The following is a 23,681-nucleotide window of genomic DNA, read 5'->3' as shown; positions in this document are numbered from 1 at the left end:
GACGTCAGTCCCGGGTGATCCGCTCCCCGGACGGCCGGTGTGCGGCCTCGCCGTCGTACGGCAGGCGCGAGACGACCGGGGTGGCGTCCAGACGGACGGTGATGACGAGCGTGCCCTCCTCGATCTGGTAGTCGAGGGGGAGGTCCAGCGCGCGCATCGCGGCGACCATGCCGGTGTTGGAGGCCTGCGTCACCGCGTACACACTCGCGCAGCCCGCCTCGACCGCCATGCCCACCAGCCGGCCCAGCAGTTCGCCGCCGATGCCGCGCCGCTGCCACTCGTCCTCGACGAGCAGCGCGACCTCCGTCTCGTCGCCGTCCCACAGCAGATGGCCGAGGCCGACGACGCGGCCGGACGCGGTGTGCACGGCCAGCGTCCGCCCGAAGCGGGGGCTGAGCAGGTGGTTGAGGTAGCGGTCGGCGTCACCGACCGGGCCGTGGTACCGCATGCCGAGGGTCCGGGCGGAGCAGCGCTCGTGCATCGCCTTCGCCGCCTTCAGGTCGCGGGTGTCGGCCCGGCGCACGGTGATGGCGTTGCCCTCGGGCAGCGTCAGCACGTCCTGGCTGCGCGGGATCCGCGGACCGAGCCGGGCGTCCAGCTCCACCAGCGCCCGCGCCCGCGCGAACTCCGTCGGCGTGAACGGCAGATACGGCCGCTCCACGGTGATCACTCCGCCTTCCGGCGCCCGCAACCGCATGACGGTCTCCTCGAGCACCCCCTCGACCGGTACGACCTTCGGGCCGCGCCCACCGCCGACCGGGGTGGCCGGCAGCGAGCGGATGGTGCACCGGCCCAGCAACTGCCGCAGCGCGAGCGGCAGTTCCGCCGCGTCCAGCGCCGTGCGGGCCGCGAGACCGAGCACCCGGGTCGGCGCGTCCACCAGGTCGTGCGCGTCCGCCCGCTCGATCCAGGTGCTCGTGCCCCCGGCCAGCGAGACCGCCCGGCTGATCCCGGCCCCCGCTAGCTCGCCGGGGCCCCGCAGCAGGAACTCGTCCACCGTGCCCTCGGCCAGCGGATGCGTCTGGAGGCTCAGGATGTCGACCCCCTGTCCAGCCAGCGCCGTGCACAGCCGGGCCAGCGAGCCCGGTTCGTCCTTCACCGTCGTCCGCATCCGCCACAGCGCGGTGGACCCGGCCACGGTCTCGGGTGTCGCCGCGGGCCCGCGTGTCGCCGCGTGCTCGACGGACGGCCCGGCCTGCCGCACCTCGGCGGACGGCCGGGCACCGGTATCACCGGCCGGCGGTGCGTGCCCGTGGCGCCGTGCCCACCAGGTGTGGAACCCCGCGGTCGCGGCCAGCGCGATCGCGGAGATCACCAGCAGCGCCGGGCCGTCCGGCCCGTGCCCGACCAGGTTGGCCACCCCGTCCGCCACCGCGACGGCCGTGAACAGGGCGGCGAGCTCGACGAGGTCCCTCCGCCAGTGGTGCACCGGACGTCCGTCCTTCGCGCGTGTCACATCAGACATGTCTCGAGTCATGCAGCCACTGTGAAGGAACGGTGTTGCGTGATCACGAACGCTTTGTGACTGATGGGTAAAGCATGCTTCCGTCCCTTTTCTTGCATTTTCTATGACTCCTCATGCGGCTGCCTCCGCCGCCAGCGCTCCCCGCAGCCGGCGCGCCTCGCCGATCAGCCGCGATGAGCCTCGCCGGGTGGCGAGCCGGTCGAGGTGGGGCACGGGGTCGCAGGCCCCCGTCCGCTCGGCGCAGTCGGCGGCCACGGCCAGCAGATCCCCGAGCCCGCGGGCCGGCACGGTCCCCGCCGGGCCCGATGTCGCCAGGTCGGAGAGCAGTACGGGCAGGGCGTGGCGGAGTATGGACCAGATCGTCGCGTTCGCCCCCGTGGCCGCCGCCGAACGCGCAGCCTCGGCCAGCCGCACCGGCTTCACCGCCCCGCGCCGCACCAACTGCCCGAGGTCCGCGCCGAGCCGAGCCGGGTCGAGCTGCCCGCGCGCGGCGAGCACCAGCAACGCGTCCACGGCGGCGAGCCGGTCCTCCGCATGCCGTGCGCCCAGCCCGTACGCCAGGCACAGGTGCACGCTCTCACCCGCCTCGCCGCCGGACTCGGCGAGCGGGGGGAGGACGCCGGCGGGGCCGCGGGTGTCGCCCGTGGCCGCTCGGGAGAGGTCTTGCACGAGCCGCGCGGCCACCAGCTCGCGCCGTTCCGGGAGGACGGCCGGCCAGTGCAGGTGCAGATCCTGGTTCCAATGGGAGCAGTACCAGCGCTCGCCCGACGACGTCACCGGCCGTCCGAGTCTCTGAAACGCCGGCGGGAAGCCCTCCTGGAGCAACGGGAGTTCACCGACCTCGAGCAGAATCCGCGCCCCCGCCGTCGCGCGTCTGTACGTGGGCAGGGCCGGGTCGGGCGAGCTCAGCCAGCGGGCGAGCCGGGTTCCTTCCGGTGTGCCGAGTGCCGCCGCCCGTTCCGCCGCGGGCGCCGCTGGTTCCGTCCGCCGCACCCGCAGCAGGGCCTGGGCGAAGTCGGCCTGCGAGACCCGGACCCCAAGACGCCGATAGGCGTCCAGACGGTCGACGAGCTCGTCCGGTTCGATTGCTCCCGTGCTCCAGGTGGGTGTCGACAGCAGCAGGGGAAGCGGGTCGGTGCGGAGACGGTGAGCCACCTCCCGGAGGCGGGCTTCGAACGGTCGGGACAGAGCGCTGTGTACGCAGGGGCAGTCGGCGGCTCCATGCAGGGCCGCCGTGTGAAGCGTGGCGGTACTCACTTTCCCCCTCAGTGTCACGAGGAGGAGATCGAGGCCGTACTGCGCGTCGGGAAAGCCCTGCCTGGCGCTGAAGTACGACTCGGTGTGGTGCCGGTGTTCCGCAGCCACGGTGTCCCACCACCGCCGCTCGATCACCGGCTCGAGCGCCTCCAGCAAGGCCTCCCGGTCCCGGTACGCATGGCGCACCAGGCCGTCCACTGTCCGCTCGTACGCGGTCACGTCGTCGTCCGACGCCAGCAGCGCCCCTGTCTCCTCGGCGAGTTCGACCGCCGACTCCGGCACCGGTGCGAGACGGACCGGCGCGGGAACGGGCGGGAGCACCTCCTCGTACACGGTCGGCGCCCGACGGATCTCGGCGATCCCCAGCGCGCGCATCGCCCGGCCGCGCAGAGCCGGGCTCAACTGCTCTGCCTGCTGGGCGATCTCGCCGCGGGCGATGGCGGTGCCGAGCCGTTTCGCATGGCGCTCGACCAGCTTCAGCGCCCGCTCCTGCACCTGGCTGTCCTCGTGCCCGAACACCTGCGCGGCGACGGGCAGCAGCTCGGCCGCGGCGGACGGGTCGCGGGACAGCGCCTTGCCGAGCAGCACGAGCTGGGTCCGCACCAGCTTCTTCTCGGCGCGGAACAGCACGCCCTCGGAGGCCTCGGCCAGTTGTCGCGGGGTCAGCTCCCCGTCGAGTGCGAGGGCCGCGAGCACGGACTGGGCGTGGGAGGCGACGGGTGAGACGGCGTCGCGGGCCAGGGCCGTCCAGTCGGCCGTTCGTGCGCACTGCTCGTCCCGGGTCAGTTCGAGCCGGACCAGCAGCGGGAGGAACACCCGGTGGTCGGTGGGGCCGCCGCCGCGCAGCAGCCGGGCGACACAGGCGTCCACCATGGTCCGGCGGTCCAGCGTTCCCGCCCGGGTGAGCTCCGCGAGGGCGTGCTGCCAGGAATCCGGTCCGGCGCCGAACATCCAACCGATCCCGCGCAGGTCGCCGAGGTCGAAGAGGGCGGCGACGAGCGGGACCAGGTCCGGCTCGCCACGCAGCCGCTCCACCACGCTCTCGCCCCGCCAGGTGGCGGCGATGTGTCCGACCCAGCCCCGCACATAGGCGTCCGTCGCCGGGACGTCGCAGCCCGACCGGTGCACCAGCCCGCACATCAGCTCGTACGGCACGGCCGCCGTCACGGGCCGCCGCGCCAGCCGGTTCGCCACATCGGCCAGCCACCCGTTGTCCCGGCCCTCCAGCACCCGCAGCAGCACCTTGGGGGACGCGGGCGACCAGCGCATGTCGGCCGCGGCGATCCAGCTCGCCGCGGCCGCCGCCCCCGTGTGGCAGGCAGCCCCGGCCGCGTGCAGCGCCGGGTGGACGCGGCGGGCCGTGCCCTCCCAGGGAGCGGCCCGCAACTTCTTGCGCAGCGCCTGCAACTCGGGCAGGCAGGCCCGTCGTTCGGCGTCCGGCATCCCGCCGAGCACATACACGACCTCGGCCGACCGCCCGGCCCGGACCGCCTCCATCAGCGTGTTCACCGCACACCCCCGCCGGCTTCCGTCACGTCCCGCTCCACCGCGGCGCCCCGCCGCACCATCCGTACCGCCAGGGCGTGCTTGCACGGCCCTCGCCCACCCCGGTACTTCGCCCACCACAGACAGCTGCAACGGAGCACCTCCGCCTCCTCGCGCACCCGGTGCGCATGCCCGTCCTCGCCGGTCACCGTCCCGAGGGCACCGTCCAGGACGACGGCGCCGGCGGCGACCAGCGCGCGAGCCGAACGCAGCCGCGGGTTGTGCCGTTCGACGCGCCCGGCGTCGTACGGCAGCTCCCGGTGGAAGTAGGCCGCCTCCGCCGTGTCGTAGCCGACGCGACCCGAGGTGCCGAGCCTGACCAGGGCCGCCCTGACCCGTTCCGGCGTCAGCCCCGAGGCGGCGGCGAGGCCGCCGACCTCGATGCGGGGCTCCCAGGCCAGCAGCACCTCGATGAGCTCCGCGTCCTCGGCGGCCTCGTCGGTGGCGAGCGCGTCCAGCACCCCGCCCTCGCCGGAGAACCCGCGCGAGGCGTCGGGCGACAGCGTCAGGGTGAGCCGCATGCCCGGCAGGACGACCTCCCAGGCACCGGCCGTGGCCGCGGCCGAGCCGCCGGTGACCGCCGGGCCGTACACACGCAGGGCCGTGGCGTGGCGCAGCACCCGCTGGAGCGCCGCCAGGCGCTCCGGACCGGGCAGGCACACCGCGCCGGGCACCGCCCGTGTCGTCGGGCGCAGCCCACGTCCCGCGGGAACCACCCAGCGCGGGCCGCTCCCGGCGCCCCTCGGCCCGCCGCGGGGCAGGGACCGCAGGAACCGGACCGCCTCGGCCGCCGGCAGTTCGGCGCGCAGATCGAACCCGGCCGCTATGACCTGCGCCTCCGCGAAGCCGCGCAGCCACCGGTCGGGGAGCGGCACCTTCTTCTCCACCACCGGACCGTCCAGTGTGGTGACCGCCAACTCCTCCGGGCCCACCCGGAGATGGAGCGGATCGCCGGCCCCGATCCGGGCCAGGGCCTCGCGCAGCGGGTTGTTGACGTCGACGTTCGTCGTGCCATGGCCCACCTCACCGCCGTCGAGGCCGGTCCCGAGGACATCCAGACGCGCGTACACCCCGCCGCAGCCGGAGAAGGACTCGAAGCGCAGCCGGTCGCCGTTGCCCGTCACCACCGGGTCGAGCGAGGCCCGCAGCTGCGGCTGGTAGTACCGGGCGGCCGCCACGTCGGCCACCGCCAGCAGCCCGGCGGCGGCCACCTGAGGCGCGGTCAGGAAGCCCGCGAAGAACCGTGGATGGTCCTCGGTACCGGTGGGCGTCGCACCCCGGGAGGTCTCCAGCCCGAGGCGGGGTCCGCCCGCCGCGGACTCCAGCACGGAGGGTCGCCGATAGGCCACGGCCTGTAGAGATCGCGTCATGGCAAAACCGTAGAGGCGACCACTGACAATCGGCTCCGACCTGCGAAAACGCTTGCCAAGGCGGCGAATTGGGGCCGGAAAAGCGCGCCGCGCACCGGGGGATGACTCCGGTGCGCGGCACAGGGGAAAAGCGTACGGGAGTTACTGGCCGACCCGGCCCGGCTGCAACACCTGCGTGAACAGCACGGTGCCGTCGTACTCCCGCAGCCGCACCGTCAGCTCGCCGCTGCCGCCGTCGATGTCGACCTCGCCGAAGAACTGGTAGCCCTCGGCAGGTGACACGTTCGAGGCGGTCGGCGCCTTGACGAACACCCGGTCGGGGCCGAACGTGCCGTCCAGCGCGTTCGCCGGGAAGGCACCGGCGTTGAGCGGGCCGGAGACGAACTCCCAGAACGGCTCGAAGTCCTTGAACGCGGCCCGCGACGGGTCGTAGTGCTGGGCCGAGGTGTGGTGGACGTCGGCGGTCAGCCACAGCGTGCCGGTGATCCGCCGGTGCTTGATGAACCGCAGCAGCTCGGCGATCTGGAGCTCGCGGCCGAGCGGCGCGCCCGGGTCGCCCTGCGCCACGGCCTCGAAGTTCGCCTTGCCCTCGACCGGGTCGGGCACGACCAGGCCGAGCGGCATGTCCGCGGCGATGACCTTCCACACCGCACGCGACCGGCCGAGCTCGCGCTTGAGCCACTCCAGCTGCTCGCGGCCGAGGATGCCCTGCGGGTCGGTGCTCTGGTTGTCGGGCGAGTTGGCGTTGCGGTACGTGCGCATGTCGAGCACGAACACGTCGAGGAGCGGACCGTGGTGGTGGACGCGGTAGATCCGGCCGTCCGGGCGTCCGCTGATCGTGGAGATCGGGAAGTACTCGGAGAAGGCCTGCCGCGAGCGCAGCGACAGGTCGTCGAGCTTCGTGCCGGCCGGGTAGGGGGTGCCGGTGCCGATGACCTCACCCGGGTACCAGTTGTTGCGGACCTCGTGGTCGTCCCACTGGATGACGTTCGGCACCTGCGCGTTGAACCGGCGCAGAGCGGCGTCCAGCAGGTTGTAGCGGAAGTTGCCGCGGAAGTCGTCCAGTGTGACCGCGACGTGGGACTTCTCGGCGCTGGTGATGTTGCGGTACAGGCTGCCGTCGGGCAGGGCCTGCGTCGACGGGATCACGCCGTCGGCGTAGATGTTGTCGCCGCTGCACAGGAAGAAGTCCGGGTCCACCTTCGCCATGGCGTCGAAGATCCGGTAGCCGCCGATCGACTCGTTGATGCCCCAGCCCTGCCCGGCCAGGTCGCCGGACCAGACGAAGCGCACGTCCTGGCGCCGCCGGTCGGAGGCGGTGCGGAAGGTGCCCGCCACCGGCGCGCCGGTGCGCCGCGGGTCGTCCGGGTCGGCGAGCAGCACGCGGTAGTGGATCTGCTCGCCGGACGGCAGTCCGCGCAGCCGGGTGGTGCCGGTGAAGTCGGTGCCGGCGCCGAGCAGCGGGCCGTGCCATCTGCGGGGGTTGCGGAAGGACTCGGTGGCCGACGTCTCGACGATCATGCGGGCCGGCCGGTCCGAGCGCACCCACACCAGACCGGAGTCGGAGGTCACGTCGCCCGCCTGCACGCCCCAGTCCGCCTCGGGCCGCCCGGACAGGGCGAAGGCCGGTGCCGCGCCGATGGCGGTGGGCAGGGTCAGGGCCGCCGACGCGGCGAGGGAGCCGCGCAGGACGCTGCGGCGGCCGGGGAAGGGTCGGTGGGACATGCGGGGCCTCCAGGGACGGGATCCGGCCAGTGTGCAGAGCCACAACTACTGGTGCGCCGCAGCGCGCACGGAAACCGCAAGTGAACAACTGGCCGCCGGCGGAGGGGAACCGGCGTGCGATTCCGGAGCCCGCCGCTGCGTCGTCCCGTGGCCCCGGCTCCTCGGTTCTCAGCCGGCCAGGGCCTCCGCCATCAGCTGCACGCCCTCGCGGATCCGCGTCGGCGACAGGTGGGCGTACCCGAGGACCAGCCGCACCACGCCGTCGTCGGCGCGCGCGTGCGTGCAGTCGCTCAGCGGACGCACCGCGACACCGGCCGCGGCGAGCCGCCCGGTGAAGAGCTCCTCCGGCCCGTACCGCTCGGGCAGTTCGGCGATGGCGTGCAGGCCCGCGGCGATCCCGGAGACCCGCGTCCCCGGGAAGTGCTCCGCCAGCGCGGCGACCAGGACGTCGCGCCGCTCGCGGTAGGCGCGCTGGCAGCGGCGCAGCTGGCGGTCGTAGTCGCCGCGTTCCAGGAACCGGGCGAACAGCGCCTGGTCGAGGACGGGGTGGCCCAGATCCATGGTCCGTTTGCGTTCCACCAGCTCGTCGGCCAGCCAATGGGGCACCAGCAGCCAGCCCAGCCGCAGCCCGGGAGCGAGGGACTTGCTGACCGAACCCGTGTAGGCCACCCGGTCGGGGTCGAGCCCCTGGAGGGCGCCCACGGGAGCGCGGTCGTAGCGGAAGTCGCCGTCGTAGTCGTCCTCCAGGACGACACCGTCCACGGACCGTGCCCAGTCGAGCAGTTCGGCGCGGCGCCGGGCGGAGTAGGCGATTCCGGTGGGGTACTGGTGGGCCGGTGTCGTCGTCACGGCCCGTACGCCCGAGGCGCGCAGCGGCCCGATCGCGAGGCCCTCGGCGTCCAGGGGCAGCGGCACGGTGTCCAGGCCGGCCGAGGCGTACAGGGCGTCGTGCTGCGGGCTGCCCGGGTCCTCCGCGCCGATCGAGCGCATCCCGCGCGCGTGGAGCGCGGCACCGAGCAGCGCGGTGGCCTGGGCGACACCGGAGACCACCACGATCCGCTCCGGGTCGGCGACCACGCCCCGGCGGCGGGCCAGCAGCTCGGCGAGGGTCGTGCGCAGGCGCGGCAGTCCGCGCGGGTCGGGATAGCCGAGCTCGTGGTGCGGCAGCTCGGCCAGGACGGCGCGCTGCGCGGCGGCCCAGGCGGCACGCGGGAACAACGACAGATCCGGCGTCCCGGGGACGAAGTCCGTACACCCGCCCGGGGAGCGCGGCGCCAGGTCGCGCGCGCGGGGCGCGGCGGACCGCACGGCCTCGCCCACCCAGGTCCCGGCGCCCCTGCCGCTGCGCAGATAGCCCTCGGCGGTCAACTGCTCGTACGCCTCCGTCACCAGTCCCCGCGACACCCCTAGGTCGGCCGCGAGGTCCCGGCTCGACGGCAGGCGCGTGCCCGCCGCCAGGCGGCCCGAGCGGATCGCCTCGCGCAGCGCCGCCTGGAGCGAGCGGCCACGCGCGCGTGCCGGCGCAGAGGCGGCCGGGAGCAGCAGCTCCCACGCGGCGGAGCCGACCAGCCCGCCCGGATTGGTCCCCGATGTCGTCATGGCACTGGACCTTAAACCGGACCGCACGGCTTCCTAGCGTCGCCTTCATGAACGCCACCACCACCCGCGGCGCCCTGCTCGCCGCGTTCGCCTGCGTCCTCGTCGGCGGTTCCTTCACCGCCAACAGCGTCCTCGGCGACTACCCCTACGCGGGCGGCCAGTTCCTCCGCTACGCCCTGGCCTGTGTGCTGCTCCTCCCGCTCACCGGCCGGGGCGTACGCGCACCGCTGCGCGGGCTCGCGCCCCGCCAGTGGGTCCGCCTGGGGCTTCTCGCGGCGGTCGGCATGGTCGGGTTCAACCTCGCCGTCATCGCCGCCGAGCGCAGTGCGGAACCAGCGGTCCCGGGGGTCTTCGTGGGCTGTGCGCCCGTGGTGGTGGCGGTGGTCGTGCCGGTCCTCGACGGGCGTCGTCCCCAGCGAGCCGTCCTGCACGGGGCGTTGCTCGTCGCCGTCGGCGCGTTCACCGTCCAGGGGTGGGGGCGCGCCGACGGCGCCGGGATCGCGTTCTCCGCCTGCGCCCTGGCCGGCGAGGTGGGCTTCGCCGTCCTCGCCGTGCCGGTCCTGCGACCGCTCGGGCCGCGGCTGCTGTCCGCCACGGTCTGCGGTGTGGCGGCCGTCGAGGCGGCCGTGGCCGGAGTCGTCCTGGACGGCGGAGGCTGGCTGCGCCGCCCCGACGGCACGGAGGCCGCCGCGCTGCTGTGGCAGGCGGCGGTCGTCACGGTCGTCGGCTTCGTGTGCTGGTACATGGGCATGCAGCGGATCGGCGCGGAGCGGGCCACGCTGTTCTCCGGGCTCATCCCGGTGGCCGCCGCCTGCACCGCGCCGCTCGTCGGAACAGGCTCCTACGGGGCCGCCCAGGCCGCGGGCAGCGCCCTCGTGGGTGCCGGCGTCGCCCTGGGCTCCGGTGCGTCGGCCGGGTTCCGCCGCCGGTCAGCGACTGCCGTCCAGGATGACGCGCGCGACCAGCGCCGGGTCGTCGTTCATCGGGACGTGACCGCAGCGGGGCAGCCGCACCAGCCGCGCCTTGGGGATGATGCCCTTGGCCCGGACACCCTGGCGGGGCACCAGGAGCCGGTCGCTGGAGCCCCAGGCCACGGTGACGGGAAGGCCGGGGAGGTCGTCGGTGAACCGGACCCCGCTGCCGGACCGGAGGGTGTCGTCGAACCCGGTGGCGTTCGCCAGCGCCAGCGTCTCGGCGACCACGGCGTCGGGTGAGCGGCGGGTGGGGCGGGCGTAGATCGTGCTCGTCAGCGCCACCCGGCCGACCGCCGTGCGGGCCGCCCGCTCGACCAAGGGCAACGGGAGCCGCCGGGAGATCTGGCGCATCGCCAGCAGGATGCCGAAGGCGTAGCGCCGCTCGGCCGCGGACCAGAACCCGGCGGGCGACAGGGCCGTGACGGACCGTACGAGCTTCTCGCGGCCGAGTTCCAGGGCTATCAGGCCGCCGAGCGAGTTGCCCGCGACATGCGGACGCTCCAGTTCCAGCGCCTCGCAGAACGCGCGGAACACGGCGGTCGTGGTGGGCAGGTCGTACGCCAGGCCCTCCGGGAGGGCGGGGGACGCGCCGAAGCCGGGCAGGTCGACGGCGATCACCTCGCGCTCGGTGGCGAGAACGTCCACCACCGGGTCCCAGGCCTGCCGGTGGTGGCCGATGCCGTGCAGCAGGAGCAGCGGTTCGCCGCTGCCCACGCGCGCGTAGGAGACGGTGACGGTCCGCGGGCCGTGCGGGGAGGGGACCGGGAAGGAGACGGTGGCGGACATGGTGCTGCTCCTCGTCTGGTACTCGCTGGACGCCGTGGGTAGACAGCCTGTCAGCAATTGCTACCGACGGGTAGCCCCCAGTACCCCCTATCTCTTCCCCGCTCGGAATCCGGCGGTCAACGGGCTCTGCGCAGCTCCACGTTGAAGTCCGGGTGCCCGAGCGTCCGGTACAGGTTGAGCCACAGCGGGAGGTACATCTCCAGGGCCCGTGCCGACCGGATGCCGCCCAGGTCCAGCACCCGCTCCGCCGGCCAGCCGAACTCCCCGAGCAACGACGTCACCTGCTCCTTGGCGCCGTTGTCGTCCCCGCAGACGAACAACTGGTGCTCGCCCGGCACCCGGCCCGGATCGACCATCACCTGGCAGTTGACCGTGTTCAGCGTCTTCACCACGCGCGCGTGCGGAAAGGCCCGCTGGATCTGCTCGCCCACGCTGTCCGACTCGACGGGATCCAGCCGCGGCTGCCCCTCGTCGAAGGCCAGGGGATTCGACACGTCCACGATCACCTTGCCGTCCAGGTTGCCCGCGCCCGCGGCCCGCAGCGCCTCCAGCGCCACCCGCCCGCCCACCGCGTTCACCACCACCTCGGCGGCCCCGGCCGCCTCCGCGAACGTGCCCGCGCGCGCCAGGACGCCCGCGCCCCCGGCCCACTCCAGGCCGGCCGGATTGTCCTTGCCGCGCGATCCGAGAGTCACCTCGTGCCCCAGCGCCACCAGCTTGCCGGCCAGGGTGCGGCCCACCTCGCCCGTCCCGAGAACCGCGTACCGCATCGGCCCACCTCCCGCGTCCGTTCCGCCGACCGTCGGCGGCCCGCCGAGCATTCTGGCCGGGACACGTGACGGACGGGCCGATTCCGTGCGGACGGCAGGCAGCGCTCCCCGGCCGGGCGATCGGCCGAGCGGACGGCCGAGCGGACGGCCGAGGGCTCAGCCGCGTCCGATAACGCCGTGTGAACGCTTCGCGGTGGACACCTCCGCGTTCCCCATGCGCACCAGGATTGGTCTTGACCAAGGGTGAGGGCCGCCTTATGGTCGCAGATAAGTGCAACAACCTTTAATAAACAAGGGCGCTAAAACGCCGCGGGCCACGGCGATTGCGGAGGACAGGGTGGGGACCACGCAGCTGGAATCGGTGCCGGAACCGAAGTACTGGCACCTCAAGACCGTGCTCAGTGAAGCACTGGACTCCGAGTTCGCCGTGGGCGAGATCCTGCCGAACGAGCGCGACCTCGCCGCCCGGTTCGGCGTCGCCCGCGCCACGCTCCGCCAGGCCCTCGAACAGCTCGAACTGGAAGGACGGCTCCAGCGTCGGCGCGGCGTCGGTACGACCGTGGCACCGCCCCGTGTGGGGGTGGCCGTCGGCACCGAGCAGCAGGCCTGGCCGGGCGCCCCCGGTGACGCCTGGCAGCCCGTCGACTGCGCGGAGGCCGAGCCGCCCGCAGCCGTCGCCGCCGCCCTGGAGACCGGCCCCGACGAGGCCGTGCACATCGTGCGCCGCTCCCGCGTGTCGCACGGCCAGCCGGTCGCCGCCGAGCTGCTCTACGTCCCGGCGTCCTCGGTCCCCGACCTGTCCGGGATCGACGCGCCCTCCGGGCCCGCACACGCGCGTGCCGTACTGCGCGAACTCCAGCACCTGGAGCTGGAGAGCCAGGACCGCGCCGTGGAACTCGGCTCGGCCCGCGCGGACGACGCCAGGGAACTCGACCGGCTCCCCGGTGCCCCGGTCCTCGTCGTCACCACCCGCTTCGTCGCCCAGGGCCGCACCACGGCGCTCTCCGTCGCCACCTACCGCGCGGACACCTGCCGGCTGACCTTCGCCGACTCCGGCGGGGTGGAGATACACCACGGACCCGAGCGCCAGGCCTCCTAGCCCCCGGGCGGACACCGAGCCGGCTGCCGAAGCCGCACGGCCGCACAGCCGCACCCGTCGCGCCCCGGAACCCCTCCGGGGCGCGACGCACACCGCCCCGTCAGCCCGTCAGCCCGTCAGCCCGTCAGCGCCGGGCCGTGACCGTGCTCTCCACCGCGAACAACTGCTCCTCCACATGATCGAGAGCGAGCCGCAGCGCACCCGTCGCCACGGCAGCCTCCCCAAGGAGGGACAGCGTCACCCTCGGCGGGCGCAGGCAGTAGCGCGCGAGCTCACGCCGCAGCGGTTCCAGTACGCCGTCCAGCCCGGCCGCCCAGCCGCCGATCACCACCAGCTCGGGATCGAGCGCGAGGACGAGCGCCGCGACGTCGTGCACGAGCCGCTGGATGAACCGGTCGACGGCGGCCCGGGCCCGCTCGTCGCCCTCGCGCGCCAGCGCGAACACCTCGGCGACCGCCTGCTCGTCCAGCGGATGCAGCGGCTCGTGCGTGGTGGACAGCAGCGTCTCCGGCGTCGCCTCCCGGCCCAGCAGATGCAGCGCGCCGATCTCCCCGGCGCCCCCGCCGTAGCCCCGGTGCAGCCGTCCCCCGATCAGCGAACCGGCACCCGGGCTCAGTCCGGCCAGCACGAACACGACGTCGTCCGACTCGGTCGCGGCGCCCTTCCAGTGCTCGGCGACGGCGGCGGCGTTGGCGTCGTTCTCCACCAGGACCGGGCACTTGAAGGAGCGGCTGAGCCGTTCGCCCAGGCGCAGTCCCGTCCACTGGGGCAACGCGGTCCCCAGCCGCACCCTGCCGTCGGCCTCCACGATCCCCGGTGTGCCGACCCCCACGGCGCGCAGCGAGCCGCGCGCGACCCCGGCCCGCCGCAGCAGCTCGGCCACCGTGGTGCGCAGCCGCTCCAGACGCTCGTCCGCGTCGGCCGTCTCCGAGATGTCCTTGGCCTGGGAGCCCAGGATCCGCCCGTCGAGGTCGGCGAGGAGCGCGGCGACGCGGTGCGCCCCGATCTCCAGGCCCAGCAGATGTCCGGCCTCGGCCCGGAACCGGAACCGCCGCGCGGGCCGCCCCTGCCGCCGGGCGGCGCCCTCCTCGGCCGCCGTCTCCACGACCAGACCGGCCTCGATGAGCCCCTCGACGACGCCCTCGACGGTGGGCCGGGACAGCCCCGTCACCCGGGTGACCTCCGTGAGCGTCGCGCAGTCCGTGGCACGCAGCGCGTGCAGCACCACCGCGGAATTGATCCTGCGCAGCAGCGAGGGATCCCCGCCGGTCAGCCGCCCCACCGTCCGTCCTCCCAGCTCGTGCCCCGTGTTGGGCGGATGGTACTCGGCAGGCCCGACCTCGGCGAGAGCCGGGCGCCCGCGTTCCGGGCGGGCCCTCGGATCAGCCCGGAGCGACGAATCCCGACTCGTAGGCGGCGATCACCGCCTGGGTGCGGTCCCGCGCCCCCAGCTTCGCCAGTACGGCGCTGACGTGCGACTTCACCGTCTCCGTCCCCACCACCAGCCGGCCGGCGATCTCCGCGTTCGACAGCCCCCGCGCCATCAGCCGCAGCACCTCCGCCTCCCGCTCGGTCAGCCGGGCCCGCTCCATCACGGCCCGCGCGGCACGGTCGCCGCCGTCGCCGTGATCGCCGTAGCGTGCGGCGAGCTGCCGTACGGAGGCGGGGAACAGCAGCGACTCGCCCTCGGCGACGAGGCGTACCGCGTGCACGATCTCGGCGGGCCGGGCGCGCTTCAGCAGGAAGCCGTCGGCGCCCGCCCGCAGCGCCTCGTACACGTACTCGTCGTTCTCGAAGGTGGTCACCACGAGGATCTTCGGCGGGCTGTCGACGGTGTGCAGCACCGCGCGTGTGGCCTCGATGCCGTCCAGCAGCGGCATCCGTACGTCCATCGCGACCACATCCGGCCGCAGCTGACGGACCAGCGGGATCACCGCCGCGCCGTCGGCCGCCTCGCCGACGACCTCGATGTCGGGCTGAGCCTCCAGCACGGCCCGCAGACCCGCGCGGACCAGGGGTTCGTCGTCGACGAGGAGAACGGTGACCGGCATCCGGCCAGCGTAGATCAGCGCAGCGGCAGCTCTACATGCACCTGCCAGTCGCCCTCGTCCGGGCCGGTGTGCGCGCGACCGCCGAGCAGGGCCGCGCGCTCGCGTATCCCGCGCAGACCACTGCCCCCGTCGGTGTCCGGGACGCCGGCGGTGAGCGGATTGCGGACCTCCAGCCCGAGGTTGCCGCCGGTGACGTCGACACGGACGCGGACCGGGACCGCCCCCGCATGCCGCAGCACGTTCGTCAGCGCCTCCTGGAGGATGCGGTAGCCCTCGCGGGAGACGGGGCCGGGGACCGTCTCCAGGGGGCCGGTGAAGTCCGCGTCGACCTTCGCTCCGGAGGCGCGGGCGGACTCCAGCAGACGATCCGCGTCCGTCAGGGCCGGGCGGCTGCTCACGGGCCGCCGCGACTCCCGCAGGATGCCGAGCACGCGTTCCAGATCCTCCAGCGCCGCCCGGCCGGTCTCCTCTATGGCGTCCAGGGCGCGGTCGGTGAACTCCGGGTCGCGGGCCGCGCGCGCCGCGCCCGCCTGCACCACGGCGACGGTCAGCGCGTGCCCGATCGAGTCGTGCAGCTCGCGCGCGATGCGCGTGCGCTCCAGGAGGAGCTCGGTGCGCTCCTCCAGTGCGGCGATGCGTTCGGCGGGGGAGGGGCCGAGGAGACGGCGCGCGAGGGCGGTGACCAGCTCGCCGAGGCCGACGACGACGGCGTACAGGGCGATCATGGGCAGCGGGGCGAGCAAGGCGTAGGACCAGTGGGGCTCGGAGATCGGCAGCAGGGGGTTGTTCGTGGGCACGCGCCCGAGCGCCGCTCCGGTCAGGTCCACGGCGAGGAGCGGCAGCCAGACGGTGGCGTAGCAGGCGGCGACCGAGAGCGCCATCCGCGTCTCCAGCCACAGCACCGTGCGGAAGCGGTCCCGCCATGTCGCCGACGGGGCCGTGGAGATGCCCGAGTCCTCCTCACCCGGCGTCAGCAGCAGGTGGGCCTGCACGCCCTCGCCCCTGCGCACGCCCGGGATCAGCAGCCCCACCGGAACCAGCATCAGCGCGGGCACCCACGGCGTGGCCGAGTCGATGAAGATCCACACGCTGACGATCAGCATCGGCACCCACAGGTGCAGCAGACGTGTGTACGTCGTCCCCCGGAGCAACGGGCGCAGAAGGCGGGCCATTTGGTCATCGTGCCAGCCGTCACCGACAGCGGACCTCCCCCGCACGGGGGAGACGATCTCCACCGGCGGGGGAGGCCCCGGCCCCCGGCCGGCGGCGAGGCTGCTGCCATGACCAGCATCGACGTCCAAGACCTCACCAAGGAGTACGGCACCCGGCGAGCCGTGGACCACCTGACCTTCCGTGTCCTCCCCGGCCGCGTCACCGGCTTCCTCGGCCCCAACGGCGCCGGAAAGTCCACCACCATGCGGCTCGTGCTCGGCCTCGACCGCCCGACCTCCGGTTCCGCCACGATCGGCGGCCGGCCCTACGCCACCCTCCGCGAACCCCTGCGCCAGGTGGGCGCCCTCCTCGACGCGCAGGCCGCGCACTGTTCCCGTACCGGCCGCGACCACCTGCGGGCCCTGGCGGCGAGCAACCGCATCTCCCCGCGCCGGGTCGACGAGGTGCTGGAGGAGACGGGGCTCGGCTCCGTGGCCCGGCGCCGCGTGCGGACGTACTCCCTGGGCATGCGCCAGCGCCTCGGCATCGCGGCCGCGCTGCTCGGCGACCCCGAGGTGGTCCTGCTCGACGAGCCGTCCAACGGTCTCGACCCCGAAGGCATCGTCTGGATCCGCGAACTGCTGCGCCGCCTGGCGGCCGAAGGGCGCACGGTCCTGGTCTCCAGCCACCTCATGAACGAGACCGCCTCCTTCGCCGATCACCTGGTCGTCCTCGGACGGGGCCGCCTGCTGGCCGACACCCCGGTAAAGGACTTCATCCACGCGCGCGTGCGGCCCCGGGTACGACTCCGCACGACCGACGGCACGGCCCTCGGCGGCCTGCTGGACCGGCACGGGTACGACGCCTCCCACGGCGAGGACGGGGCGTGGACCGTGCGGCACACGCGCGTGGAGGACATCGGGCGTCTGGTGTCCGAGGCGGGCCTGCCCGTCCTCGAACTCACACAGGAAGAGGCCACCTTGGAGCAGGCCTACCTCGATCTGACGTCCACCGAAGCCGAGTTCGCAGCAGCCCGCCGGGAGGCCTGACCATGTCCTTCGCATCCGCCCTGCACGCCGAGTGGCTCAAGATCCGTACGCTGCGTTCCCTGATCGGCAGCCTGGGCGCGGTCCTGGTCGCCACCGCCGCCTTCTCCGCGCTCGCCGCGGCCGACGCGGACGACACCGACCCGCTGTTCTCGGTCTACTTCGGCGTGAGCTTCGGGCAGATCGCGGCGATCGCGTACGGCACGACGGCCGTGGCCGCCGAGTTCCGCGGCGGCGCGCTGCGGCTGACGCTGGCCGCGGTGCCCGACCGGCGGCGCTGGTTCGCGGCGAAGACCACCGCGATCGCGCTGCCCGCCCTCGTGGTCGGCCTGATCACCGGCCTGGTGACCTTCGCGGTGGGCAAGGCCGTGCTCGGAGCGGGCACGACGGCCGGGCCGACCTGGGGCGAGGGAATGCGCGGCGCGGTCGGCTGCGGCGTCTACCTCACGCTGATGGCGCTGTTCGCCGCCGGACTCGCGGCCGTGCTGCGCAGCGGTGTGGCGACGCTGAGCACCCTGATTCCGTTCCTCCTGATCGTGTCCTTCGTGGTCGGCGATGTCTCCGGCGGCGCAGCGGACTTCCTGCCCGACCGGGCCGGGCAGGTGGTCCTGCACAGCGACTGGGACGGCAGCCTCGGACCGTGGACGGGGCTCGCGGTGACCGCGCTGTGGACGGCGGGGGCGTTGCTGGCGGGGGCGTGGAGCGTGGGTCGCCGGGACGCCTGACCCCGCGCCAATTGTCGGTGGGGCCCGGTTTACTGGATCCCATGAACATCGCACGGCACATCGCCCTCATCGACGAGTTGTGCTTCCGCCCGTTCGCGGTGGAGCACGACACGTCGGGCGTGGGAGAGGAGGGGCCTGGCTATCACGTGGTGGTGTTAGAGAGCGGCCACGGCGGCTGCGGGACGCGGGCGGCGATGGTGGAGCAGTACGAGAAGTACCGCGACGCTCTCTATGAGCGGTTCGCGTCCCGTTGGGGAGAGACCGCTCCCTGGAACACGCAGACCACTCTGCTGCGGACCGGGCAGGAGGAGATACCAGAGCCCTGGGCCTCGGTGAGTGCCCGCGCCCGAGTGGCCTACCTCTGGGAAGCGGAGGGGACGGGCCGTTGGGTCGCGGTCTTCGTCGCCGACCGGGACGAGGCCGACGACGTCCAGCTGCTGGCCGTGGTCACGGAGATCGACCCGCCGTGACCCGTCAGGCCTGCGCTGCCACCCGCAACCGCGCGAACTCCTCCGCCATCGTCTGCGCCGTCCAATGCGCGTTCAGCCCGCTCGGGTTGGGCAGCACCCACACGCGCGTGTCCCCGAAGACCCGCTCCTGTGCCCCCACCTGGGCCTTGGGGTCGTCGAACGCGGCCCGGTACGCGGTCACGCCCACCACGGCCAGCCACCGCGGCCGCAGACGTGCCACCTTGGTCGCCAGCAGGCGCCCGCCCTCGCGGTACTCCTCGGCGCTCAGTTCGTCGGCCCGCGCCGTCGCCCGCGCCACGACGTTCGTGATCCCGAGTCCGTACGACAGCAACTCCCGCTGCTCCGACGGCTTGAAGAGCCTCGGCGTGAAGCCGGACAGATGCAGCACCGGCCAGAAACGGTTGCCGGGGCGGGCGAAGTGGTGGCCGGTCGCGGCCGTCATCAGGCCGGGGTTGATGCCGCAGAACAGCACGTGGAGGCCGGCCGCGACGACGTCCGGTACCAGACGGTCGCGGGCGGCCTCCAACTGCTCGGCGGTGAGGCGCGTCAGAGGATCGCTCCCGGGGTGTAGCCCGCGGCCGCCGGGTGCTGCTTCACGATCTCCTCGATGCGGCCGACGATGATGCCGACCTGGTCGGCGGCGGCGCCCGTGAAGGACAGCTTGTCGGCCATCAGCGCGTCCAGCTGGGCGCGGTCGAGCGGGAGGCGCTCGTCGGCGGCGAGCTTGTCCAGCAGGTCGTTGCGCTCGGCACCCTGCTCGCGCATCGCCAGCGCCGTGGCGACCGCGTTCTCCTTGATGGCCTCGTGGGCGACCTCACGGCCGACCCCGGCCCGCACCGCACCCATGAGCACCTTGGTCGTGGCGAGGAACGGCAGGTAGCGGTCCAGCTCACGGGCGATCACCGCCGGGAAGGCGCCGAACTCGTCGAGGACCGTCAGGAACGTCTCCAGCAGGCCGTCCAGGGCGAAGAACGCGTCCGGCAGCGCGACCCGGCGCACCACCGAGCAGGAGACGTCGCCCTCGTTCCACTGGTCGCCCGCCAGCTCGCCGGTCATCGAGGCGTAGCCGCGCAGGATGACCATGAGGCCGTTGACGCGCTCGCAGGAGCGGGTGTTCATCTTGTGCGGCATGGCGGAGGAACCGACCTGGCCGGGCTTGAAGCCCTCGGTCACCAGCTCGTGGCCCGCCATCAGCCGGATGGTCCTGGCCAGCGAGGACGGCGCGGCGGCCAGCTGCACCAGCGCGGTCACGACCTCGTAGTCCAGCGAGCGCGGGTAGACCTGGCCGACCGAGGTGAAGGCCTGCGAGAAGCCCAGGTGACCGGCGATCCGCCGCTCCAGCTCGGCCAGCTTGCCCACGTCACCGCCGAGCAGGTCCAGCATGTCCTGCGCGGTGCCCACCGGGCCCTTGATGCCGCGCAGCGGGTAGCGGGCCAGCAGCTCCTCGACCCTGCCGTACGCCACGAGCAGCTCGTCGGCGGCGGTCGCGAAGCGCTTGCCGAGAGTGGTGGCCTGCGCGGCCACGTTGTGGGAGCGGCCGGCCATGACCAGCTCGCCGTACTCGGCCGCCAGCTTCGCCAGCCGGGCCAGGACGGCCACCGTGCGGTCGCGCACCAGCTCCAGCGAGAGCCGGATCTGGAGCTGCTCGACGTTCTCCGTCAGGTCGCGGGAGGTCATGCCCTTGTGCACCTGCTCGTGCCCGGCGAGGTCGTTGAACTCCTCGATCCGCGCCTTCACGTCGTGCCGCGTGACCTTCTCGCGCTCGGCGATCGAGGCGAGGTCGACGGTGTCGAGGACGCGTTCGTAGTCGGCGAGAGCCGCGTCGGGAACCTCGATCCCGAGGTCCTTCTGGGCCCGCAGCACGGCGAGCCAGAGCTGCCGCTCCAGCTTCACCTTCTGCTCGGGCGACCAGAGCGTGGCGAGCTCGGCGGAGGCGTAGCGTCCGGCGAGGACGTTCGGGATGCGGGGCTTGGCGGGCGCAGAAGTCACGTGTACGGATTCTACTGGCGATTCGTGCAGGCCAGCGCCACGGCCCGGTTCGGCGGAAGCTACGAGACCCGGGTCACATCGGCGGCATCGCCGGTCTCGGCCAGCTCCGCCAGCACATCCGCGTGGCACGGCTCGGGCGCGCACCAGCAGGCCAGTGTCCGTCCGCGCAGCTCGGCCACCTGGTCGAGCAGCTCGGGCCGCTCCAGCAGATACGCCCGGTACATCGCCATCACCTCGGCCCGGGTGCCGTCCCGTTTCCTCTTCGGGGTGTCGTAGGAGAACGGGTTGTACAGCGGGTGCCGGGGCAGGTCCCAGCCGCCCATGGTCCAGCGGCGCCCGACGTAGACGACGTCCGCGGGGGCGTGTTCCAGCCGGGGGCCGAAGTCGTGGATCCGGCCCCTGACGTTGATCACCCGGGTGGCCATGGAACGGACGTTACGCCGCCGGGCCCTCGTACGGCAGCAGCTCGGGGCGCTTCGCGGGGCGGCCGTCGCCGGAGGAGCGGCCGGTCAGGCGCCGCCCTATCCAGGGCAGCAGGTACTGCCGGGCGAACCGGACGTCCGTGACCCGCCGGGTGACCCAGCCGGGGGGCATGGTCGCCGCCATCGGGGTCCGCCACTGAGGGTCCTCGGCCTCGTGGCCGAGCATCTGCCAGACCGCCTCGGCGACCCGGCGGTGTCCCTCCGCCGTCAGGTGCAGCCGGTCCACGTCCCACAGCCGCGGGTCGGCCAGTGAGGGCGCCCCGTACAGGTCGACCACCAGCGCGCCGTGCCGTTCGGCGAGCTCGTCGACACAGGCGAACAGCTCCTCCATGCGCGGCCGGAACCGCTCGAGGACCGGGCCCTGCCGGCCGGGGCTGCGCATCAGCACCAGCTGCCTGCACGAGGGCGCAAGCCGCTCCACGGCCTCCGTGAGCAGACCCCGGACCCGTCCCATGTCGCACTTGGGCCGCAGCGTGTCGTTGAGACCGCCGACCAGTGTGATCACGTCGGCGCCCATCGCGGCCGCCACGGGTACCTGCTCGTCGACGATCTGCCCGATCAGCTTGCCGCGCACCGCGAGGTTGGCGTACCGGAACCCGGGGGTGCGGGCGGCCATCCGTGCGGCGAGGAGGTCGGCCCAGCCCCGGTAGGAACCGTCGGGGAGCAGGTCCGACATGCCCTCGGTGAAGGAGTCGCCGACGGCGACGAGGCTGGTGTGTGCGGGGTGGGGTGCGGAATTCGTCTGCATGGCGACAGCGATGGTATCCCGGCCCCATACCCGCCGGTCGGTCGCCCTCGACCGACCGGCCCGCCGCCCGGCACCGTCACGCGGGCTGTCCGAACAGCTGCCGCAGTACGTCCTCCATCGTCACCAGCCCGGCCAGCCGCCCGTCCGTGCCGAGCACCGCCGCGACATGCGTACGGCTGCCCCGCATCGCGGTGAGGACGTCGTCGAGGGGTGTGACCTCGCGTACCCGGGCGATGGGCCGCATGTCCCGCAGGCGGAACGCCATGTTCTGGGGCGAGGCGTCCAGCGCGTCCTTCACATGCAGGTAGCCGACGATCCGGCGCCCCTCGTCCACGACGGGGAAGCGCGAGAAGCCGGATTCGGCCGACAGGCCTTCCAACTGCTCGGGCGTGACGCCCACGCGCGCGTACACCACCCGCTCCAGCGGGACCACCACGTCCCGCACCGGGCGGCTGCCCAGCTCCAGCGCGTCGTGCAGCCGCTCCTGGGCGCGGTCGTCGATCAGGCCGGCCTCGCCGGCGTCCTTGACGATCTCCGCGAGCTGGGCGTCGGAGAAGGTCGCCGAGACCTCGTCCCTGGTCTCGACCCTGAGCAGCTTCAGCAGCGTGTTCGCGAAGGTGTTCACCGTGAAGATCACAGGGCGCAGGGTCCGGGACAGCGCGACCAGGGGCGGGCCGAGCAGCAGCGCGCTGCGTACGGGTTCGGCGAGCGCGATGTTCTTCGGCACCATCTCGCCGAGCAGCATGTGCAGATACGTGGCGAGGGTCAGCGCGATCACGAAGGAGACGACGTGGCCCGCGCTCGTGGACACGCCCAGCGCGTGGAACACCGGTTCCAGCAGGTGCGCGATGGCCGGTTCCGCGACCACACCGAGGACCAGCGTGCACAGCGTGATGCCGAGCTGCGCCGCCGCCAGCAGCGCGGACACGTGCTCCAGCCCCCACAGGACGCTCCTCGCACGCCGGTCGCCCGCTTCCGCGTGCGGCTCGATCTGGCTGCGCCGCACGGAGATCAGCGCGAACTCGGCGCCCACGAAGAAGGCGTTGACGACCAGTGTCGCCAGTCCGATCAGCAACTGGACGGCGGTCATCGCACGGCCTCCCGGTGTTCGTCGTCGAGCGGCGCGTGCAGCAGCACCCGGGCGGCCCGGTGCCCCGAGTCGTCCACCACGTCGAGCCGCCATCCGGCGACCTCGACGTGGTCCCCGTTCTCGGGTATCCGCCCGAGCGCCGTCGCCACGAGCCCGGCCAGCGTCTCGTAGGGTCCGTCCGGTACCCGCAGGCCCACCCGGGCGAGCTGGTCGGTGCGGGTGGCGCCGTCCGCCGAGAACAGGGCGCGGCCCTGCTCGTCGGCCCCGGCCGGCGCCAGGTCGGGCGTCTCGTGCGGGTCGTGCTCGTCCCGTACCTCGCCGACGACCTCCTCGACGATGTCCTCCAGGGTGACGACGCCCGCGGTTCCGCCGTACTCGTCGATGACGACGGCCATGGTGTTCTTGCCGGAGAGCCGGTCCAGCAGCCGGTCGACGGTGAGCGACTCGGGGACCAGAAGGGGTTCGCGCATCAGCTGTGCGACGGAGCGGTAGGTCCGCTGCTCGGCGGGGACGGCCAGGACGTCCTTGATGTGGGCGCTCCCGACGACCGAGTCGAGGCTGTCGCGGTAGACCGGGAACCGGGACAGCCCGGTCGCCCTGGTCGCGTTCGCCACGTCCTGGCAGGTCGCCTGGACGTCGAGGGCGACGACCTGGACGCGGGGGGTCATCACGTTCTCCGCGGTGAGGTCGGCCAGGTTCAGGGTGCGGACGAACAGCTCGGCGGTGTCCGCCTCCAGGGCGCCCTGCTTGGCGGAGTGCCGGGCCAGCGCCGCCAGCTCCTGCGGTCCGCGCGCGGAGGCCAGCTCCTCGGCGGGCTCCACACCGAGGCGGCGCACGACGCGGTTCGCCGTGTTGTTCAGATGGGTGATGAAGGGGCGGAAGGCGGCGCTGAACCAGCGCTGCGGGTTGCCGACCCGTTTCGCCATGGCCAGCGGTGAGGAGATCGCCCAGTTCTTGGGCACCAGCTCGCCGACGACCATCAGGAACACCGTGGACAGGGCCGTGCCGAGCACCAGCGCGAGCGAGCTCGCCGCGGACTGCGAGATGCCCAGCGCTCGCAGCGGTCCGGCGAGCAGCTTGGCGATGGACGGCTCGGACAGCATGCCGACCACCAGGTTGGTGACCGTGATGCCGAGTTGCGCCCCGGAGAGCTGGAACGTCAGGCTCCGTACGGCCTTGAGGGCGCCGACGGCACCGCGCTCGCCGCGTTGGGCGGCCCGCTCCAGCTCGCCCCGTTCGACCGTGGTCAGCGAGAACTCGGCCGCGACGAAGGCGCCGCAGGCGAGCGACAGCAGGATCGCCACCAGCAGGAGGAGCACTTCGGTCATCGGGTCACCT

General features: G+C 73.5%; 20 protein-coding genes and 1 pseudogene. 5 read left to right on the top strand and 16 right to left on the bottom strand.

Features of this window, described 5'->3' with window-relative positions; all coding sequences use genetic code 11:
* Nucleotides 1-4 precede the first annotated feature (4 nt).
* The 5 genes from ABZ915_RS16050 to ABZ915_RS16030 all read right to left on the bottom strand — a co-directional run bounded on the left by ABZ915_RS16050 (nt 5) and on the right by ABZ915_RS16030 (nt 8,961).
* Nucleotides 5-1,477, bottom strand: a complete 1,473-nt coding sequence (locus ABZ915_RS16050; protein ID WP_361802141.1) for a GNAT family N-acetyltransferase — start codon at nt 1,475-1,477, stop codon at nt 5-7.
* 99 nt (nt 1,478-1,576) lie between these two features.
* The gene (locus ABZ915_RS16045; protein ID WP_361802138.1) at nt 1,577-4,231 is read right to left on the bottom strand and encodes a DUF6493 family protein; all 2,655 of its coding nucleotides are present in this window, start codon (nt 4,229-4,231) and stop codon (nt 1,577-1,579) included.
* Nucleotides 4,228-5,637: an SWIM zinc finger family protein gene (locus ABZ915_RS16040; RefSeq protein ID WP_361802136.1), complete on the bottom strand. Its 1,410-nt coding sequence runs from the start codon at nt 5,635-5,637 to the stop codon at nt 4,228-4,230. The genes ABZ915_RS16045 and ABZ915_RS16040 overlap by 4 nt, the downstream gene beginning before the upstream one ends.
* A gap of 141 nt (nt 5,638-5,778) precedes the next feature.
* Nucleotides 5,779-7,362: an alkaline phosphatase D family protein gene (locus ABZ915_RS16035; protein WP_361802133.1), complete on the bottom strand. Its 1,584-nt coding sequence runs from the start codon at nt 7,360-7,362 to the stop codon at nt 5,779-5,781.
* A gap of 168 nt (nt 7,363-7,530) precedes the next feature.
* Nucleotides 7,531-8,961: a PLP-dependent aminotransferase family protein gene (locus ABZ915_RS16030; RefSeq protein ID WP_361802130.1), complete on the bottom strand. Its 1,431-nt coding sequence runs from the start codon at nt 8,959-8,961 to the stop codon at nt 7,531-7,533.
* On the opposite strand from ABZ915_RS16030, the pseudogene ABZ915_RS16025 reads away from it, so the two are divergent.
* Nucleotides 8,952-9,797 (top strand): annotated as a pseudogene (locus ABZ915_RS16025) (DMT family transporter); the annotation flags it as partial. The gene ABZ915_RS16030 and the pseudogene ABZ915_RS16025 sit on opposite strands and share 10 nt — an antisense overlap.
* Nucleotides 9,798-9,890: 93 nt before the next feature.
* Here the strand turns inward: ABZ915_RS16025 and ABZ915_RS16020 are convergent.
* Nucleotides 9,891-10,721: an alpha/beta fold hydrolase gene (locus tag ABZ915_RS16020; protein WP_361802127.1), complete on the bottom strand. Its 831-nt coding sequence runs from the start codon at nt 10,719-10,721 to the stop codon at nt 9,891-9,893.
* A gap of 116 nt (nt 10,722-10,837) precedes the next feature.
* Nucleotides 10,838-11,491 carry an NAD(P)-binding domain-containing protein gene (locus ABZ915_RS16015; RefSeq protein WP_361802124.1) on the bottom strand — a complete coding sequence of 218 codons (654 nt, stop codon included), beginning with the start codon at nt 11,489-11,491 and terminating at the stop codon, nt 10,838-10,840.
* Nucleotides 11,492-11,828: 337 nt separating this feature from the next.
* Here ABZ915_RS16015 and ABZ915_RS16010 point away from each other — a divergent pair, with 337 nt between their 5' ends.
* Entirely contained in the window at nt 11,829-12,590 is a 762-nt protein-coding gene (locus tag ABZ915_RS16010; RefSeq protein ID WP_361802121.1) for a GntR family transcriptional regulator, read from the top strand.
* 124 nt (nt 12,591-12,714) lie between these two features.
* Here the strand turns inward: ABZ915_RS16010 and ABZ915_RS16005 are convergent, their stop codons facing one another.
* From ABZ915_RS16005 to ABZ915_RS15995, 3 genes are all read right to left on the bottom strand, one after another.
* Nucleotides 12,715-13,872, bottom strand: a complete 1,158-nt coding sequence (locus ABZ915_RS16005) for an ROK family transcriptional regulator (protein ID WP_361802118.1) — start codon at nt 13,870-13,872, stop codon at nt 12,715-12,717.
* Between the two features lie 100 nt (nt 13,873-13,972).
* Nucleotides 13,973-14,641: a response regulator transcription factor gene (locus ABZ915_RS16000; RefSeq protein ID WP_361802115.1), complete on the bottom strand. Its 669-nt coding sequence runs from the start codon at nt 14,639-14,641 to the stop codon at nt 13,973-13,975.
* A gap of 14 nt (nt 14,642-14,655) precedes the next feature.
* On the bottom strand, nt 14,656-15,813 hold the full coding sequence (locus tag ABZ915_RS15995) for a histidine kinase (RefSeq protein WP_361802112.1): 1,158 nt from the start codon (nt 15,811-15,813) through the stop codon (nt 14,656-14,658).
* Between the two features lie 108 nt (nt 15,814-15,921).
* On the opposite strand from ABZ915_RS15995, the gene ABZ915_RS15990 reads away from it, so the two are divergent.
* Genes ABZ915_RS15990 through ABZ915_RS15980 form a run of 3 tightly spaced genes read left to right on the top strand, consistent with a single transcriptional unit; the run spans nt 15,922 to nt 18,034 of the window.
* A complete protein-coding gene (locus tag ABZ915_RS15990) occupies nt 15,922-16,842 on the top strand; it encodes an ATP-binding cassette domain-containing protein (RefSeq protein WP_361802109.1) in 921 nt (306 codons plus the stop codon).
* A 2-nt stretch (nt 16,843-16,844) separates the two neighbouring features.
* A complete protein-coding gene (locus ABZ915_RS15985) occupies nt 16,845-17,564 on the top strand; it encodes an ABC transporter permease (RefSeq protein WP_361802106.1) in 720 nt (239 codons plus the stop codon).
* Nucleotides 17,565-17,605: 41 nt separating this feature from the next.
* Nucleotides 17,606-18,034, top strand: a complete 429-nt coding sequence (locus tag ABZ915_RS15980; protein WP_361802103.1) for a hypothetical protein — start codon at nt 17,606-17,608, stop codon at nt 18,032-18,034.
* A gap of 4 nt (nt 18,035-18,038) precedes the next feature.
* Here ABZ915_RS15980 and mug read toward each other — a convergent pair whose 3' ends face one another.
* From mug to ABZ915_RS15950, 6 genes are all read right to left on the bottom strand, one after another.
* A complete protein-coding gene (gene mug, locus ABZ915_RS15975) occupies nt 18,039-18,584 on the bottom strand; it encodes a G/U mismatch-specific DNA glycosylase (protein WP_361802482.1) in 546 nt (181 codons plus the stop codon).
* A complete protein-coding gene (gene purB / locus ABZ915_RS15970) occupies nt 18,581-20,023 on the bottom strand; it encodes an adenylosuccinate lyase (protein WP_361802100.1) in 1,443 nt (480 codons plus the stop codon). The genes mug and purB overlap by 4 nt, the downstream gene beginning before the upstream one ends.
* A 59-nt stretch (nt 20,024-20,082) precedes the next feature.
* On the bottom strand, nt 20,083-20,448 hold the full coding sequence (locus ABZ915_RS15965; protein WP_361802097.1) for a DUF4326 domain-containing protein: 366 nt from the start codon (nt 20,446-20,448) through the stop codon (nt 20,083-20,085).
* A gap of 10 nt (nt 20,449-20,458) precedes the next feature.
* Complete coding sequence (locus ABZ915_RS15960; protein ID WP_361802094.1) at nt 20,459-21,253, bottom strand: SGNH/GDSL hydrolase family protein; 795 nt, start codon at nt 21,251-21,253, stop codon at nt 20,459-20,461.
* A gap of 76 nt (nt 21,254-21,329) precedes the next feature.
* Nucleotides 21,330-22,343, bottom strand: coding sequence for a hemolysin family protein (locus tag ABZ915_RS15955; protein ID WP_361802091.1), 1,014 nt, complete (start codon nt 22,341-22,343; stop codon nt 21,330-21,332).
* Complete coding sequence (locus tag ABZ915_RS15950; protein ID WP_361802088.1) at nt 22,340-23,671, bottom strand: hemolysin family protein; 1,332 nt, start codon at nt 23,669-23,671, stop codon at nt 22,340-22,342. Before ABZ915_RS15950 ends, ABZ915_RS15955 begins: the two co-directional genes overlap by 4 nt.
* Nucleotides 23,672-23,681 lie beyond the last annotated feature (10 nt).

Origin of the sequence: Streptomyces sp. NPDC046915 (genome assembly GCF_040644935.1) — a bacterium.
GTDB lineage: Bacteria > Actinomycetota > Actinomycetes > Streptomycetales > Streptomycetaceae > Streptomyces.
This window is presented reverse-complemented; position numbering and strand designations above follow the sequence as displayed.